Source organism: Bradyrhizobium sp. USDA 4474, from assembly GCF_054057515.1.
In genome coordinates this window covers 1605893-1622014 of sequence record NZ_JBSRZJ010000002.1, presented here as the reverse complement: position 1 = coordinate 1622014, position 16122 = coordinate 1605893, and the positions used below count along the sequence as shown (strand labels likewise).

18 protein-coding genes, 1 other RNA gene and 1 pseudogene are annotated in these 16122 nt (G+C 63.8%); 12 read left to right on the top strand and 8 right to left on the bottom strand.

Going from position 1 to position 16122, the window contains the following annotated elements; translation table 11 throughout:
• Nucleotides 1-159: 159 nt before the first annotated feature.
• Nucleotides 160-390: a hypothetical protein gene (locus ACVW16_RS09485; RefSeq protein WP_456698984.1), complete on the bottom strand. Its 231-nt coding sequence runs from the start codon at nt 388-390 to the stop codon at nt 160-162.
• Here ACVW16_RS09485 and ACVW16_RS09480 point away from each other — a divergent pair.
• Nucleotides 389-511, top strand: a complete 123-nt coding sequence (locus ACVW16_RS09480; protein WP_456698983.1) for a hypothetical protein — start codon at nt 389-391, stop codon at nt 509-511. The genes ACVW16_RS09485 and ACVW16_RS09480 overlap by 2 nt on opposite strands.
• 276 nt (nt 512-787) lie before the next feature.
• On the opposite strand, the gene feoB is transcribed toward ACVW16_RS09480, so the two are convergent.
• From feoB to ssrA, 7 genes are all read right to left on the bottom strand, one after another.
• Nucleotides 788-2659 (bottom strand): ferrous iron transporter B, encoded by a 1872-nt coding sequence (feoB, locus tag ACVW16_RS09475; protein ID WP_456735980.1) that lies wholly within the window; start codon nt 2657-2659, stop codon nt 788-790.
• Nucleotides 2660-2683: 24 nt separating this feature from the next.
• Entirely contained in the window at nt 2684-2959 is a 276-nt protein-coding gene (locus ACVW16_RS09470; protein WP_092228350.1) for a FeoA family protein, read from the bottom strand.
• Between the two features lie 113 nt (nt 2960-3072).
• Nucleotides 3073-3327, bottom strand: coding sequence for a ribbon-helix-helix domain-containing protein (locus ACVW16_RS09465; protein WP_092228351.1), 255 nt, complete (start codon nt 3325-3327; stop codon nt 3073-3075).
• The gene (locus ACVW16_RS09460) at nt 3324-3512 is read right to left on the bottom strand and encodes a DUF4169 family protein (RefSeq protein WP_456698978.1); all 189 of its coding nucleotides are present in this window, start codon (nt 3510-3512) and stop codon (nt 3324-3326) included. The genes ACVW16_RS09465 and ACVW16_RS09460 overlap by 4 nt, the downstream gene beginning before the upstream one ends.
• A 279-nt stretch (nt 3513-3791) precedes the next feature.
• Nucleotides 3792-5219: a class II fumarate hydratase gene (gene fumC / locus ACVW16_RS09455; RefSeq protein ID WP_456698977.1), complete on the bottom strand. Its 1428-nt coding sequence runs from the start codon at nt 5217-5219 to the stop codon at nt 3792-3794.
• A gap of 89 nt (nt 5220-5308) precedes the next feature.
• Nucleotides 5309-5827, bottom strand: coding sequence for an SspB family protein (locus tag ACVW16_RS09450; RefSeq protein WP_456698976.1), 519 nt, complete (start codon nt 5825-5827; stop codon nt 5309-5311).
• Between the two features lie 111 nt (nt 5828-5938).
• Nucleotides 5939-6309, bottom strand: a transfer-messenger RNA (tmRNA) gene (ssrA, locus tag ACVW16_RS09445).
• Between the two features lie 96 nt (nt 6310-6405).
• Here ssrA and ACVW16_RS09440 point away from each other — a divergent pair.
• The 11 genes and pseudogenes from ACVW16_RS09440 to ACVW16_RS09390 all read left to right on the top strand — a co-directional run bounded on the left by ACVW16_RS09440 (nt 6406) and on the right by ACVW16_RS09390 (nt 16029).
• A complete protein-coding gene (locus ACVW16_RS09440; protein WP_456735979.1) occupies nt 6406-7011 on the top strand; it encodes a chromate transporter in 606 nt (201 codons plus the stop codon).
• A complete protein-coding gene (locus ACVW16_RS09435; RefSeq protein ID WP_456735978.1) occupies nt 7008-7538 on the top strand; it encodes a chromate transporter in 531 nt (176 codons plus the stop codon). The genes ACVW16_RS09440 and ACVW16_RS09435 overlap by 4 nt, the downstream gene beginning before the upstream one ends.
• A 95-nt stretch (nt 7539-7633) precedes the next feature.
• On the top strand, nt 7634-8395 hold the full coding sequence (locus ACVW16_RS09430; RefSeq protein WP_456735977.1) for a tripartite tricarboxylate transporter TctB family protein: 762 nt from the start codon (nt 7634-7636) through the stop codon (nt 8393-8395).
• 7 nt (nt 8396-8402) lie between these two features.
• The gene (locus tag ACVW16_RS09425) at nt 8403-9917 is read left to right on the top strand and encodes a tripartite tricarboxylate transporter permease (protein ID WP_456698972.1); all 1515 of its coding nucleotides are present in this window, start codon (nt 8403-8405) and stop codon (nt 9915-9917) included.
• 193 nt (nt 9918-10110) lie between these two features.
• Complete coding sequence (locus ACVW16_RS09420; RefSeq protein ID WP_456735976.1) at nt 10111-10905, top strand: thymidylate synthase; 795 nt, start codon at nt 10111-10113, stop codon at nt 10903-10905.
• A 5-nt stretch (nt 10906-10910) separates the two neighbouring features.
• Nucleotides 10911-11396, top strand: a complete 486-nt coding sequence (locus ACVW16_RS09415; protein WP_456698970.1) for an N-acetyltransferase family protein — start codon at nt 10911-10913, stop codon at nt 11394-11396.
• Nucleotides 11396-11911 (top strand): dihydrofolate reductase, encoded by a 516-nt coding sequence (locus tag ACVW16_RS09410; protein ID WP_456735975.1) that lies wholly within the window; start codon nt 11396-11398, stop codon nt 11909-11911. The genes ACVW16_RS09415 and ACVW16_RS09410 overlap by 1 nt, the downstream gene beginning before the upstream one ends.
• A gap of 159 nt (nt 11912-12070) precedes the next feature.
• On the top strand, nt 12071-13207 hold the full coding sequence (hflK, locus tag ACVW16_RS09405) for an FtsH protease activity modulator HflK (RefSeq protein ID WP_456698968.1): 1137 nt from the start codon (nt 12071-12073) through the stop codon (nt 13205-13207).
• On the top strand, nt 13204-14100 hold the full coding sequence (gene hflC / locus ACVW16_RS09400; protein ID WP_092228362.1) for a protease modulator HflC: 897 nt from the start codon (nt 13204-13206) through the stop codon (nt 14098-14100). Before hflK ends, hflC begins: the two co-directional genes overlap by 4 nt.
• Before the next feature lie 70 nt (nt 14101-14170).
• Entirely contained in the window at nt 14171-14377 is a 207-nt protein-coding gene (locus ACVW16_RS09395; protein ID WP_456698967.1) for a DUF2065 domain-containing protein, read from the top strand.
• Between the two features lie 142 nt (nt 14378-14519).
• Nucleotides 14520-16029: pseudogene (locus tag ACVW16_RS09390) on the top strand (Do family serine endopeptidase).
• The last annotated feature ends 93 nt before the right edge of the window (nt 16030-16122 follow it).

The following is a 16122-nucleotide window of genomic DNA, read 5'->3' as shown; positions in this document are numbered from 1 at the left end:
GCGGCATCTTGGTCGCTCCGCGCCCCCCATGATGGGCCCAGACTGCGACGACGTTGCGCCATTCTTGTCAGAAGCTGCGTGCAGCTCCGGTCCAGCACGACGGAGAGACCCCAGCCTTGCCCGTTGCCGACAAAAAGCGGCGAACCCGCAAACCAGTCCTCAGCGTCGCGCCCCGATGCGATTGACGCCGCCATTGGCGTTGCCGCCAACATTGTGACGGACCGCGGCACGCGCGACCGGTCGGGGCCGCAGCACGACGCCGGCTCTCGCAACGCAACCGGCGGGATAGCCAACATACGTGCAATACACGATTGCGGCAGCTGGCGCCGGGTTGAACGTGACGCCTGCAAGTCCCAGCAGTCCGCTGGCGGCGATTCCGGAAACGGTCATGGACTTGATCGAAATACGCATGATGATTCTTCCCTCTACATCCGCGAACGAAGGCGACGAGCGCGACTTCATCCGCGCTGGCTACAACCTGTTCTCGCAGGGGGCGGTGATGTTGATGTAGATCAAGCGCCGGCCAAGCCCGTCGCGGCGCTGACTGATGCGTTGCATGCGATCGCGATCAAGGCCACCGCCGCGGCTTGCGGCGACCGCACCGACGTGCAGAGGGCCGGAGATCGATCATGCCATCATGCCCGTGTTTTGCCCGACGGGTCAACCGATTTTCCGAATCTCGCGCCCGCAGACGCATCATCGGCTTTGTCGCCCTCACCGGTCATCATCCGGGCGGGGCATTCTACTGTGCATGGGGTTGTTTTCGCAGTTTTGCTCTGGAGAGGTGTCAGCCCGCCCCTAACGCGACCGCGACGTTGTAGGTCAGAAGGCTCGCCGCATAGGCCAGCACCAGCATGTAGGCGAAGGTCGCCGCCATCCAGGTCCAGCTTCCGGTCTCGCGCCGGATCACGGCAAGTGTCGAGGCGCATTGCGGGGCAAAGATGTACCAGGCGAGCATCGACAGCGCGGTCGCGAGCGACCATTTCGTCGCCAGCACCTGGCCGATCTGCTCGGCCGCTTCCTTGCCGCCTTCGATCGCATAGACGGTGCCGAGCGCCGCGACCGCGACCTCGCGCGCCGCCATGCCCGGGATCAGCGCGACCGCGATCTGCCAGTTGAATCCGACCGGGTGAAGCAGCGGCTCGATCGCCTTGCCGATCATGGCGGCCAGGCTGAAGTCGATCGCGGGTTCCGTCGCACCCGCCGGCGGCTGCGGGAACGAGGCCAGGAACCAGATCAGCACCATCATCGAGAAGATCGTGGTGCCGGCGCGGTGCAGGAACATCTTGGCGCGCGTGTAGACGCCGATCGCGATCGATTTCGGCCGCGGCATCTTGTAGTCCGGCAGCTCAAGCATGAACGGCGCCGGCGCGTAGTCGCGCAGCATGAAGAATTTGATCAGGAACGAGACCGCCAACGCGCTGATGATGCCGGTGGCATAGAGGCCGAACATCACGAGGCCCTGCAGGTTGACGAAGCCCCAGACGTCCTTGGCCGGAATGAAGGCGGAGATGATCAGCGTGTAGACGGGGATGCGCGCCGAGCAGGTCATCAGGGGCGCGATCAGGATCGTGGTCAGCCGGTCGCGCTTGTCGTCGATCACGCGCGTGGCCATGATGCCGGGAATGGCGCAGGCAAAGCTCGACAGCAGCGGAATGAACGCGCGGCCGTGCAGCCCTGCGCCGCCCATGATGCGGTCCATCAGGAACGCGGCGCGCGCCATGTAGCCGAAATCTTCCAGCAGCAGGATGAACAGGAAGATGATGATGATCTGCGGCAGGAACACGATGACGCTGCCGACGCCCGAGATCACGCCGTTCTGGAGGAAGCTCTGCAACAGGCCCGCGGGCAGGCTGGCATGCACCAACTCGCCGAGCGTATCGAAGCCGGACTGCAGCAACTCCATCAGCGGCTGCGCCCAGGCGAACACCGCCTGGAACATCACGAACAGGATCGCCGCAAGCACGATGAGCCCGCCGACCGGATGCAGCACGATTGCATCGATCCGCGCGGTCCAGGTGTCGGGGCGAGCAGGCAGGCTGACGCAATCGGAGATGATCCGATCGGCCTCGCGCTGGGTGGCGCGCAATTCGGCGACGCTGAGCGCCCGCCAGGTGTTTTCGGCCGGCTCGGCGGCGAGCTTGGCCGAGATCTCGTCGGTCAGCGCCAGCAGGTCGGCGGTGCCGCCCTTGCGCACCGCGATCGAGGTGACGACGGGCACGCCGAGCTCCTTGGCGAGCCTGTCGACGTCGACCGAGATGCCGCGGCGGCTTGCGATGTCGAACATGTTCAGCACGAGGATCATCGGCCGTCCGGTGCGCTTGAGCTCGAGCAGCAGGCGGATGGTCAGGCGCAGATTGGTGCTGTCGGCCACGCACAGCACGAGGTCGGGCAGGGTCTCGCCAGAGGCCTTGCCGAGCACGAAGTCGCGGGTGATCTCCTCGTCCGGGCTGCGGCCGCGCAGCGAATAGGTGCCGGGCAGGTCGACGACGGAGACCTGGCGTCCCTGCGGGGTGACGAAGAAGCCTTCCTTGCGCTCGACGGTGACGCCGGGATAGTTGGCGACCTTCTGCCGGCTGCCGGTCAGGGCATTGAACAGCGAGGTCTTGCCGCTGTTTGGCGTGCCCACCAGGGCGAGATGCAGAAGGGGTAATTCCATGGAAACAAATATCCGGCCGCGATCTCAGGCGACGATGATGGCCATGGCTTCGCGGCGGCGCACCGCGATGGTGATGTTGTCGACCCGCACGGCGATCGGGTCGCGCCCGACCAGCCCCTCATGCAGGACCTCGACCCGGGCGCCCTCGACGAAACCGAGTTCGATCAGCCGGCTCTCGAGCTCGATGTCCGTGAGCGCCGAACCCGCATCCTTGGCGGACAGGTGCTGAATGACGCCGGTATAGCCGCGCTGGGCCAGGCCCAGCGGCATCTCGCGGCGCGTATCGTGGATGTCGGTCATGCCCTGTATTTTCAACGCAGGGCATCGAGGTCAAGCGCGCGCGCCCGTGGAAACTGCACCTTAGAGCGATTTTAAAGTGCAGATCACGGAGGCGTGGGCAAAGCGCCCCAGGGCTACTGGGCCGGGACCTTTTCCTGCTGGATCGCGGCCATGGCGCGGCTCTTGAAATAGTCGAGCACGAACAGGCGGATCGCCGAGGACAGATTGCCCTGCTGGCGGGCGCCGTCGATTTCACCGACGAGCTCGGACAGCGTCATGTTGCGCAGACCCGAGATCTCCTTCATGCCGTTCCAGAACGCCTCTTCCAGGCTGACGCTGGTCTTGTGGCCGGCGACCACGATCGAACGTTTCACGACGGGCGACTTCATGGCTGCTCCTCGCGATCGATCCGATGCCGGTCCAGATGCGCCTTCGCCTGGTCCGCCTGCTTCGCCTCCGACGAACGCTCGGCCTTCGTGCGGCCGAACTTCGTTCGGTTGGCGTCCGCCTGCTTCGCCGACGCTTCCCGCTCGGCGCGCTTCCTGAAACGATTCAGGTTGATGACGTTCCCCATGCCGCGTCTCCATCATCCGATCCTCCTCGGGCAGGATGAAACTTCCAGAAACAGGGCGCCGCGTTGCGCCCCACAGGACTTGATCGTCATTCGCTGGTCCTCGTCAATCGGCCTCGCGGCCATCAAACGATGAATTTCGCCCCGTCAAGGGCACAGGGCGCTTTGCGTAGCACGGGCCTCCGTCGCCGCATTGACGGTAATCAAATCCTGTGCCTTAAGCCTCATAATTATGAGCCTTGAGGCTCCGTATCATTACGGATGACTATCGGAATTCGGAATTCATCCCGGACGCGTCATCTTCTCCGGCTGCACCAGACGGTCGAATTCGTCCGCCGAGACGAAGCCAAGCCGCAGCGCCTCCTCCTTCAGCGTGGTGCCGTTGGCATGCGCAGTCTTTGCCACCTTGGCGGCGTTGTCGTAGCCGATCTTCGGCGCCAGTGCGGTCACCAGCATCAACGAACGCTCCATCAGCTCCTTGATGTGGTTTTCATCGGCGCGGATGCCGCTGACGCAATGTTCGGTGAAGGAGCGCGCAGCGTCGGCCATCAGGCGGATCGAGTGCAGCATGTTGTAGGCGAGCACGGGCTTGTAGACGTTGAGCTCGAAATGGCCCTGGCTGCCGGCGACCGTGATCGCGGTGTGATTGCCGAACACCTGGCAGCACACCATGGTCATCGCCTCGCATTGCGTCGGATTGACCTTGCCCGGCATGATCGACGAGCCCGGCTCGTTCTCCGGCAGGATCAATTCGCCGAGGCCCGAGCGCGGGCCCGATCCGAGCAGGCGGATGTCATTGGCGATCTTGAACAGGCCCGTGGCGACGGAATTGATGGCGCCGTGCGCCAGCACATAGGCATCGTTCGAGGCCAGCGCCTCGAATTTGTTGGCGGCACTGGTAAAGGGCAGTCTGGTTATCTTTGCAACGTGCTTGGCGAACAGCTTTGCGAAGCGCGGCTTGGAGTTGAGGCCGGTGCCGACGGCGGTGCCGCCCTGCGCCAGAGGATAGAGATCCTTCACCGCGACCTTCAGCCGCGCGATGCCGCTTTCGACTTGCGCGGCATAGCCTGAAAATTCCTGGCCCAGCGTCAGCGGCGTCGCATCCTGGGTGTGGGTGCGGCCGATCTTCACGATCTTCGCGAACTCCTTCTCCTTCTTGCGCAGCGCGCGGTGCAACTCGCCGAGCGCGGGGACGAGATCGGCATTGATGCGGCTTGCGGCCGCGATGTGCATCGCGGTCGGGAAGGAGTCGTTCGACGACTGGCTCATGTTGACGTGGTCGTTGGGATGCACCGGCTTCTTGGTGCCGAGCTCGCCCCCGAGCAGTTGGTTGGCCCGGTTGGCGATGACCTCGTTGAGGTTCATGTTGCTCTGGGTGCCCGATCCGGTCTGCCACACGACCAGCGGGAAGTGATCGTCGAGCTTGCCGTCGATCACCTCGTGCGCGGCGCGGATGATGGCGTTGGCGCGGCGCCTGTCGAGCAGGCCGAGCTCGAGATTGGACTGTGCCGCCGCCAGCTTGACGATGCCGAGCGCATGCACGAGCGCGATCGGCATGCGATCGATGCCGATGCGGAAATTCTGGCGCGAGCGTTCGGTCTGCGCCCCCCAATAGCGATCGGCGGGGACCTCGATCGGACCGAAACTGTCGGTCTCGATGCGGGTCACAGGGCGGGCAGTCTTCGCAGCTTTGGCCATGAGCACATCCATTCTGCCGCCCGAAACGCCGCGCGGCCTCTTGATATGCTCATCTATATAGGGAGTTTGGCCGGGCGCGATGGCCTCGCGGCCAACCTAGATCATTTCTTGCGGAAACGATCGAGCCGCACGACTTCGGCGCCGCCCTGGTTCGGCGGCGACGGCTCTTCGGAGGTCGCCGTCGGCTCAGCGGCAGGCGCAGGCACCGTGACGGCGGACGGGGCAGGAGCGGTCGGCAAAGTCTCGTCCGCGATCGCGCCGACATCGGAAACATCGAACTCGGCGCCAAACTTCACCGACGGGTCAAGGAAGCTCTTGATGGCGCTGAACGGCACCACGAGCCGCTCCGGGATTCCGCCAAAGGACAGACCGACCTCGAAGCGGTCCTCGAGCACGGTCAGGTCCCAGAACTGGTGCTGGAGGATGATCGTCATCTCTTCGGGATATTGCGCCAGCAGCCGCGGCGAGATCTTCACGCCGTCGGCCTTCGACACGAAGGTGATGAAGAAATGATGCTCGCCCGGCAGTCCATGGGCCGCGGCATCAGTCAGCACCTTGCGCAGCACGCCGCGCAGCGCGTCGCGTGTCAGCACATCGTATCGTATATGATCGGTCGCCATGGTGGTCCTGTTGCATTCCTGGAGGCAGGCTCTGCAGGCCCGACTCGCCAGGCAATAGTACCGCGCCTGACGGGCCGGCAGGAGTCCCCGCCGCGAAGGAAATCAGAGGTAAGTGGAGGCTTCTGTTGCCAGGTGCCTCCGGACCCCGCCTAACGGAGCTTAACCCGTTAGGACTTTAAGATGGTCTTTCACAAACTGCGTTACGCAGCCTGAGCAACCGGAGCAAAGTTGTCGTTGGCAACTATTGCAGTAGCCCGATAACGGCGGAACAATACCGGGAAAAAGCACGCCCTTTACGCCCTCGTCGATCCTATTTCGCCCCCGCCGAAGCTCACACTGGACGGGCCGGAGCCCAATGAGCTTTGGTGGAGGCGCCGGGTACCGCCCCCGGGTCCGAATGGTTTATTGCGACGACCGTTTATTTCCATAGCCGGCGAACCGGCTCCCCCAATATAGGGGGCAAAGGTTTCAAAAAACAGGGGTTTCGAGCGAAGAGGACGCGGTTCCCTTTGGATAGGTCCGGGATGATCCCAGGACTGCTCTTGGCCGCCCTGCGGGAGGCGTTCTAAGCTCCTGACATGTCCACGGATTCAGCGCCGGCCGCCCAAGAGCCGGACCGTCTCACCACCCAGGCCGCGCAGCCGGGCCTGGCGGCACTGTTCCTGGCCTTTGCCCGGATGTCGCTAGCCGGTTTCGGCGGCGTCCTGGTGTTTGCCCGGCATGCCATCGTCGACCAGCACCGCTGGATGACCGCGGAGGAGTTCAACGAGACGTTTGCGCTCTGCCATTTCCTGCCCGGGCCCAACGTCGTCAATCTATCGATGGTGTTCGGGTCGCGGCTGCGCGGCATCGCCGGCGGCGTTGCAGCCTTCACGGGGCTGTTGCTGCCGCCGACGCTGATCATGACCGTGCTCGCGATCATCTATGCCCGGTTCGGCGATGTGGAGGTGCTGCGTCGTATTCTCGCAGGCATTTCCTGTGCGGCGGTTGGCCTCTTGATCGCCCTGGTCTTCCGGATGATGACGCCGCTGCTCAAGCGGATGGACGTGGTCGTGCTCGTCCTGATGCTCGGCGTGTTCACGGCCATCGGCGTTCTTCACTGGCCGCTGCAGGGGGTGCTGCTGGTCGCGGTCCCGCTCAGCATCGGCGCCACCTATTTGATGCGACGGAAGGTAGCAGCATGAGCAGCGAGAACCCGATCTGGGCGCTGATCTCCACCTTTGGACTCATGTCGCTGTTCGCGGTCGGCGGTGCTGCGGCGGCGGTGCCCGAGATGCACCGCATCGCAGTCGAGGTGCATCACTGGATGACCGACAAGCAGTTCGCCGATGCCTATGCGATCGCGCAACTCTCGCCAGGTCCGAACGTCCTTATCGTCACGTTGATCGGCTATGCCGTTGCCGGCATTCCCGGCGCGCTGGCGGCGACGCTGGCGATGTGCCTGCCGACGGCGCTGCTTGCCTACCATGTCAGCCGGCTCCTCAACCGGCCGAGCCAGTCGCACTGGCCCGCGCTGATCCAGGCTGCTCTGGTTCCGCTGTCGATCGGATTGATGGCAGCGAGTGCCCTGATCCTCACGCAGTCGACTGATCGCACCATTGCCGCAGCGCTTCTGACCGCGACGGTTGCATTGATCGCCTCCGTCTCGCGCGTCAATCCGCTATGGCTTCTGCTCGCGGGAGGCATGTTGGGTTTTGCTGGTATTGTGTGATGAAAATCGCTAGGCAATGAACCGGGGGCCGGGATCCATTTCCAGCCGATTAGAACAACAGTGCTCGTGACTTGCGGGTCGCGGAGGAGACATGCATGGCCGATGCAATGGGCCACTCGGCAACAGCCACAAGAAGCACATCTGTGGCCATCGGATTCTGTGTGCTGGCCATAGCGCCGCAGATTTTTGAACTGATCTGGTCGTTCGGGACGATCTTCGGCTGGGGTGCCGGCCGCGGTCCGCTACAAGTCGTGGCTGCACATGCGGGGGCGCTGGTCGCTGGCGCCCCGGCTGCGTTGCTCGGCGCGGCCGGCGGCGACGTCAAAAAGGCGTCATCGGATGTGCTGTTGGCTCTGATCTACTCCTATCCGCTGTTCGCGGTGGCGATCCTCACGCTGTTCATGACGATCCGGTCGGCACAGGATTATGTGGGCGGGATCGTCCTGATGGCGCTCGCGCTGTTCGCGTTGTGGGCCTCCAGCGATTTGCAGGGGATGCGCGGCTTCTCCTTTGGCGCCGGCACGGCGCCCCGGATGTTCGGTGGGCTTCTCGTCGCGCTTGGTGCCGGCATCGCGTTGACGGGGCTGTTGTCCGATGGACCTGCGATGGCGCATTATTCCTGGCGTGGGCCGCTGTTCGTGATGGCCTCGATCGTCTTCTTCGCCCTCGCGATCCGTCCGCTTGGCGTCGTGGTGGCGGCGTTCGTGAGCTTCCTGATTGCGGCGATGGGCACGCATGAGACGCGCTGGATCGAGACCATCATCGTCGGCGCCTGCCTGACACTCGGCTGCGCGCTTCTCTTCCCCTACGTGCTCGGCCTGCCGATGCCGATGTTCCCGCGTTTCCTGGCCCAGTGAGGGTGTGATGGATCTCTTCGCCAACCTCGCTCACGGGTTTGTCGTCGCATTCTCTCCGATCAATCTCCTGATGTGCCTGATCGGCGCGCTCGTGGGCACGCTGGTCGGTGTGCTGCCGGGCATCGGCACCATTGCGACCGTCGCGATGCTGCTGCCGATCACCTTCGGACTACCGCCGGTCGGTGCACTGATCATGCTCGCCGGCATCTATTACGGCGCCCAGTATGGCGGCTCGACCACCTCGATCCTGGTCAACATCCCGGGTGAGGCGACATCGGTGGTCACCGCGATCGACGGGCACCAGATGGCCAAGCAGGGCCGCGCCGGTCCGGCGCTGGCGATCGCCGCGATCGGCTCGTTCTTCGCCGGCTGCGTCGCAACCGTGCTCATCGCCGTGCTTGGTGCGCCGCTGACCAAGCTCGCGCTCGCGTTCGGTCCCGCTGAATATTTCTCGCTGATGGTGCTTGGCCTGATCTTCGCCGTCGTGCTCGCCAAGGGCTCGGTGCTGAAGGCGATCGCGATGATCGTGTTCGGCCTTCTGCTGTCGATGGTCGGCTCGGACATCGAGACCGGCGCCTCGCGCATGGCCTTCAACATTCCAGAACTCGCCGATGGTCTTGGCTTCGCAACGGTGGCAATGGGCGTGTTCGGCTTTGCCGAGATCATCCGCAACCTCGACGCCGGCGCGGAGATGAACCGCGATCTCGTGCAGCAGAAGATCACCGGCCTGATGCCGACCAGGAAGGACCTGATCGACTCGACGCCTGCGGTCCTGCGCGGCACCGTGCTCGGCTCGATTCTCGGCATTCTTCCGGGCGGCGGCGCCGTCATCGCCTCGTTCGCGGCCTACACGCTCGAGAAGAAGCTTGCCAAGAACCCATCGCGGTTCGGCCGCGGTGCGATCGAGGGCGTGGCTGCGCCGGAAAGCGCCAACAACGCGGCCGCACAGACCTCCTTCATCCCGCTGCTGACGCTCGGCATCCCGCCCAACGCGGTGATGGCGCTGATGGTGGGCGCGATGACAATTCATGGCATCGTGCCGGGCCCGCAGGTGATGCAGAAGCAGCCTGATCTGGTCTGGGGCATGATCGCCTCGATGTGGATCGGCAACCTGATGCTGATCATCATCAACCTGCCGCTGGTCGGCATCTGGGTCCGCCTGCTGCGTGTGCCCTACCGGCTGATGTTTCCCTCGATCGTGATCTTCTGCGCGATCGGCATCTACTCGGTGAACAACGCGCCGGTCGACGTCATCCTCGCAGGCGTCTTCGGTCTCGTCGGCTACTGGCTGATCAAGCACGATTTCGAACCGGCGCCGCTGCTGCTCGGCATGGTGCTCGGACCGTTGATGGAAGAGAACCTGCGCCGCGCGCTGCTGATCTCGCGTGGTGACTGGAGCGTGTTCCTGACCCGACCGCTCTCCGCCGCGCTGCTCGCGATCGCGACATTCCTGCTCGTGCTGACGTTGCTGCCCATGCTGCGTGCCAAGCGCGACGAGGTGTTTACCGAATCCGAGAATTGAGCGCGTCGCAACAAGCGACTTAACCAGCTAGATCAAGCCGATAGGCGAGGGGCGAGAGGTGAGTTCCGCCCCTTGTCATTGGCGCCGGGAGCTCTCACTTTTCGGGGTATAATCGGCGCGACCAGCGAATCGCCGCTGTCACAGCGCGGGGGTGGCCGTTAAGTTCGCCGCCTCCCCAAAGGCTCATTGGCACATGCACCAGTATCAGGACCTGCTCGAGCGGATTCTTTCAGACGGCGCCGAGAAGACCGACCGGACCGGCACCGGCACGTTGTCGGTGTTCGGCCATCAGATGCGCTTCAATCTGTCCGCCGGCTTCCCCATGCTCACCACCAAGCGGCTGCCGCTGAAGGCGATCGTGCATGAGCTGTTGTGGTTCCTGAAGGGCGACACCAACATCAAGTATCTCAAGGACAACGGCGTCACCATCTGGGACGAGTGGGCGGACGCCAATGGCGATCTCGGCCCGGTCTACGGCCATCAATGGCGCTCCTGGCCCGCGCCGGACGGACGCAGCATCGACCAGATCTCCAATGTCGTCGACATGATCAAGCGCAAACCGGACTCGCGCCGCCTGATCGTCTCGGCCTGGAATCCGGCCGAAGTCGACAAGATGGCGCTGCCGCCGTGTCACTGCCTGTTCCAGTTCTACGTCGCCAACGGCAAGCTCTCGTGCCAGCTCTATCAGCGTTCGGCCGACGTGTTCCTCGGCGTGCCCTTCAACATCGCCTCCTATGCGCTGCTCACCATGATGGTTGCGCAGGTCACGGGCCTGAAGCCCGGCGACTTCGTGCATTCGTTCGGCGACACCCATCTCTACTCCAATCATCTGGAGCAGGCGCGGCTCCAGCTCACCCGCGCGCCGCGCGCGCTGCCGGTGATGCGGATCAATCCTGATGTGAAGGACATCTTCTCCTTCCGTTACGAGGATTTCGAACTCGTCGGCTACGACCCGCATCCGCACATCAAGGCGGAAGTCGCGGTCTAGCGCCGATGTCGCTCAGCATCCGCCGCGCGCGCCCTGGCGAAGCCGGGCTCGTTCTTGATTTCGTCCGTGAGCTTGCCGAATACGAAAAGCTCTCGCATGAACTCGAGGCGACCGAGGCTGACATTGCGGCCGCCTTGTTCGGCAGCGATCCCAGGCTGTTTTGTGCGATTGCCTGCTGGAACGGCGAGCCGGTCGGCTTTGCGGTGTGGTTCCTGAATTTCTCCACCTTCAGCGGCCGCCACGGCATCTATCTCGAAGACTTGTATGTGCGGCCGTCGCATCGCGCCAAGGGCCTCGGCAAGGCGCTGCTGATCTATCTCGCGAAGGAATGCATCGACAACGGCTGGTCGCGCCTGCAATGGGCGGTGCTCGACTGGAATGGGCCGTCGATCGCATTCTACAGGTCGCTTGGCGCCGTGATGCTGGATGACTGGACGCTGTGCCGCGTCTCTGGTTCAGCGCTCACGCGTCTTGCGGGGAGCGCCCTCTGATGGAGATCGTCTTCGTCGTCGCGATTGCGGAGAACGGCATCATCGGCGCCGGCAACGCGCTGCCGTGGCGGTTGAAATCCGATATGGCGCGCTTCAAGGCGCTCACCATCGGCAAACCCGTGATCATGGGCCGCAAGACCTTCGAATCCTTGCCCGGGCGTCGGCCGCTTGCGAACCGCACCAACATCGTGATCACGCGCGATGCGGACTATCGCGCCGCCGGCGCCATCGTCGTGACGTCGGCTGCGGCCGCTGCTTCAGTTGCGCTTGGCGACGCCCTGCGGCGTTCAGCCGCTGAAATCGCCGTGATTGGCGGTGCCGAAATCTTCCGGCAATGGCTCGATCGTGCCGACCGCCTCGAGATCACAGAGGTGCATGCGAGGCCGGACGGCGACACGCATTTCGACGTCGACAAGGCGCAGTGGGAGGAAACAGAGCGCGTCCGCCACCCGGCCGGTCCCCAGGATAGTGCCGCCTTCTCCTATGTGACATATCGTCGGCGGCCGTCTCATTAACTCCATTCGCCAATGTTTACATTGACTTTTCCGCCCCCGAGCATAGCTCGTGGGACGGTCAGGCTTGCGTTGTAAGGGTCCTTTCGGTCCCCTATAAAGCCGGTCCGGACAATGCCGGCCGGGCAAGTTCTAGTCCCGGTCTGCCGAGGAGAGCGTCGAATGCCGTGGAAGAATCAGGGCGGTGGCCCATGGGGCTCGGGTCCGAAAGGACCGTGGGGCTCAGGCCCGCAACCGGTCGGGCCGAGGCCGCCGGATCTGGAGGACCTTCTGCGGCGCGGCCAGGACCGGCTCCAGCAGATCATGCCAGGTGGCTATTTCTCGGGCATCGGCATCACGCTGATCCTGCTCATCATCGTCGCACTCTGGCTGCTGTCGGGCTTCTTCCGCGTGCAGTCGGAGGAGCAGGGTGTCGTGCTGCGTTTCGGCAAGCACGTCCGCACCGTCGATCCGGGCCTTAATTATCATTTGCCCTATCCGATCGAGACCGTGTTGCTGCCGAAGGCGCTGCGCGTATCCACCATTTCCATCGGCATGACGCTGATCGACGATCCCGCCCGCCGCGGCCGCTCGATCCGTGACGTGCCGGAAGAGAGTCTGATGCTGACCGGCGACGAGAACATCGTCGACGTCGACTTCACCGTGCTCTGGCGCATCAAGCCCAACGGCGTCGGTAATTTCCTGTTCAACATCCAGAACCCCGAGGGCACCGTGAAGGCGGTCGCCGAGAGCGCGATGCGCGAGGTGATCGGCCGCTCCGACATCCAGCCGATCCTGACCGGCGCGCGGACGCAGACCGAGACCACCGTGCAGGATTTGATGCAGAAGACGCTCGACGGCTATGGCGCCGGCATCCAGATCACCCAGGTGCAGATGCAGAAGGTCGATCCGCCGGCGCAGGTGATCGATGCGTTCCGTGACGTGCAGGCGGCTCGTGCCAATCTCGAGCAGTTGCAAAACGAAGCGCAGACCTATGCCAACAAGGTCGTGCCTGAAGCGCGCGGCAACGCGGCGCGCATCCTGCAGGCGGCCGAGGGCTACAAGGAGCAGGCGGTCGCCGAGGCCAAGGGCCAGAGCGCGCGCTTCCTGAAAGTGTACGAGGAATACAAGAAGGCGCCGGACGTGACGCGTGAACGGATCTATCTGGAGACGATGGAGCGCGTGCTCGGCGGCTCGGACAAGCTGATCTACGACGGCGGCTCCTCGGGCCAGGGCGTCGTGCCTTATCTGCCGCTCAGCGAATTGTCGACCAAGAAGCCCACGACGGCAGGCCAGCTGCCGAGCGGAGGCGCAAGATGAGGTCTCCCGTTACAGGCATCGTCGCGCTGCTTGCGGCGCTCCTGGTCGTGATCGTCGGCTACATGTCGTTGTTTACCGTGCAGCAGACCGAGCAGACCATCGTGCTGCAATTCGGCGCGCCGGTGGACGTCGTCACCGACCCCGGGCTGCACTTCAAGGCGCCCTGGAACTCCGTGATCAACATCGACAAGCGGATCCTCGACCTGGAGAACCCCTCGCAGGAGGTCATTGCCTCCGATCAGAAGCGGCTCGTGGTCGACGCCTTTGCGCGCTATCGCATCAAGGATGCGTTGCGTTTCTATCAGAGTGTCGGCTCGATCCAGGCCGCAAACCTCCAGCTCACCTCGCTCTTGAATGCGGCGCTGCGCCGTGTGCTGGGCGAAGTCAGTTTCATCACCGTGGTGCGTGATGAACGCGAGAAGCTGATGGGACGCATCCGCGAGCAGCTCGACCGCGAGGCGGGCGGTTACGGCATCGAGGTCGTCGACGTCCGTATTCGCCGCGCCGATCTGCCGGAGCAGAACAGCCAGGCGGTGTACGACCGGATGAAGTCGGAGCGCCAGCGCGAAGCCGCAGAATTCCGCGCGCAGGGCGGCCAGAAAGCGCAGGAAATCCGCTCCAAGGCCGACCGCGATGTGACGGTGATCATTGCCGACGCGAACTCCCAGGCCGAACAGACGCGCGGCGTGGGTGACGCAGAGCGCAACCGTCTCTTTGCCGAAGCCTATGGCAAGGATGCTGACTTCTTTGCCTTCTACCGGTCGATGACAGCCTATGAAAGCGGGCTGAAGTCCAGCGATACCCGCTATTTGCTGCGGCCGGACTCGGATTTCTTCCGGTATTTTGGTAACCCGTCCGGCAAGACAGCGGCCGAAACGCCGGCAAAACCGTAAGCTAGACGAGGGCGGCAGGTTTGGCCGCCCTTCCTCGGACAATAACGTCACAACGGGAGGTTCCAATCCGATGAGGTCCATTGCGTTCGCCGACTTCCTCATCGGCTTAGGCATCCTGTTTGTGCTCGAAGGCTTGATGTTCGCGGCAAGTCCGAACTGGATGCGCAAGGCCATGAAAAGCGCCATCGCAACGCCGGACAATATCCTGCGGGCGGTCGGGATCGGTTCGGCCGTAGCCGGCCTCATCCTGATCTGGGTGATGCGACGTCCGATGTAGCCACCGAGCCAACGTCAAAGTGAAGGCGAACGGCGGGTTTTCGCCGTATTATCCGGCTCTTGAGGCCCGCTAAGCTCGTGCTTGCGCCGTGCCCCCGTTCGAGCGCAGTCTTGACGTCGAATTCCTTTCTCTGGAGACCACCATGACCGCTGCCACCATTGTCCCGACCCGCTTGCGCCAACATGCGCGATTTGGGCTGGCCGCGCTCGCGTTCAGTGCTTTCAGCCTGTTCGGCTCGCCGGCGCAGGCGCGCGGGCCGGAGGGCATCGCCGACGTCGCCGAGAAGGTGATCGACGCGGTCGTGAATATCTCGACCTCGCAGACGGTCGAGGCCAAGGGCGGCAGCAACACCATGCCGCAACTCCCGCCCGGCTCGCCGTTCGAGGAATTCTTCGACGACTTCTTCAAGAATCGCAAAGGCCCCGGCGGTGGCGGCAAGGGCGGCGACAACGGCGGCGGCCTGCCGCACAAGACCAACTCGCTCGGGTCAGGCTTCATCATCGACACGTCGGGTGTGGTCGTGACGAACAACCACGTCATCGCCGATGCCGACGAGATCAACGTCATTCTCAACGACGGCACCAAGATCAAGGCCGAGCTCGTCGGTGTCGACAAGAAGACCGATCTTGCCGTGTTGAAGTTTCAAGCCGCCGAAGCCGCTCGTCTCGGTGAAGTTTGGCGACTCCGACAAATTGCGTTTGGGCGACTGGGTGGTCGCGATCGGCAACCCCTTCAGCCTCGGCGGCACGGTGACGGCCGGCATCGTCTCGGCCAAGAACCGCGACATCTCCTCGGGGCCCTATGACAGCTACATTCAGACCGACGCCGCGATCAATCGCGGCAATTCGGGTGGCCCGCTGTTCAACCTCGAAGGCGACGTCATCGGCGTCAACACGCTGATCATCTCGCCCTCCGGCGGCTCGATCGGCATCGGCTTCGCCGTGCCGTCGAAGACGGTCGCTGGTGTCGTCGACCAGCTCCGGCAGTTCGGCGAACTGCGGCGCGGCTGGCTCGGTGTGCGTATCCAGACCGTCACCGACGAGATCGCCGAGAGTCTCAACATCAAGCCGGCGCGCGGCGCGCTGGTCGCCGGTGTGGACGACAAGGGCCCGGCCAAGCCTGCCGGCATCGAGCCGGGTGACGTCGTCGTCAAGTTCGACGGTAAGGACGTCAAGGATCCGAAGGATCTGTCCCGTGTCGTCGCCGACACCGCAGTCGGCAAGGAGGTCGACGTCGTCGTCATCCGCAAGGGCGAGGAGCAGACTAAGAAGGTTACGCTCGGCCGTCTGCAGGATCCGGAGAAGGTGCAGGCCTCGGTGAAGACCGACGAGCCGCCGCCCGAGAAGCCCGTGACGCAGAAGGCGCTCGGCCTCGATCTCGCCGTGCTGAACAAGGACCTGCGGACCCGTTATAAGATCAAGGACAGCGTCAAGGGCGTGGTGGTGACCAATGTCGACGCCAATTCCGACGCTGCCGAGAAGCGGCTCTCCGCCGGCGACGTCATCGTCGAAGTCGCACAGGAAGCGGTCGCGAGCGGCGACGACATCCAGAAGCGGGTCGACCAGCTCAAGAAGGACGGCAAGAAGTCCGTGCTGCTGCTGGTGTCGAACGGCGATGGCGAGCTGCGCTTCGTGGCGCTGAGCGTGCAGTAAGGGACTCTCGTCTTAACGTCGCGTCATGGCCGGCCTTGTCCCGGCCATCCACGTCTTTGTCGCGTGGATAGCCCCAATCGTGGATGCCCGGGA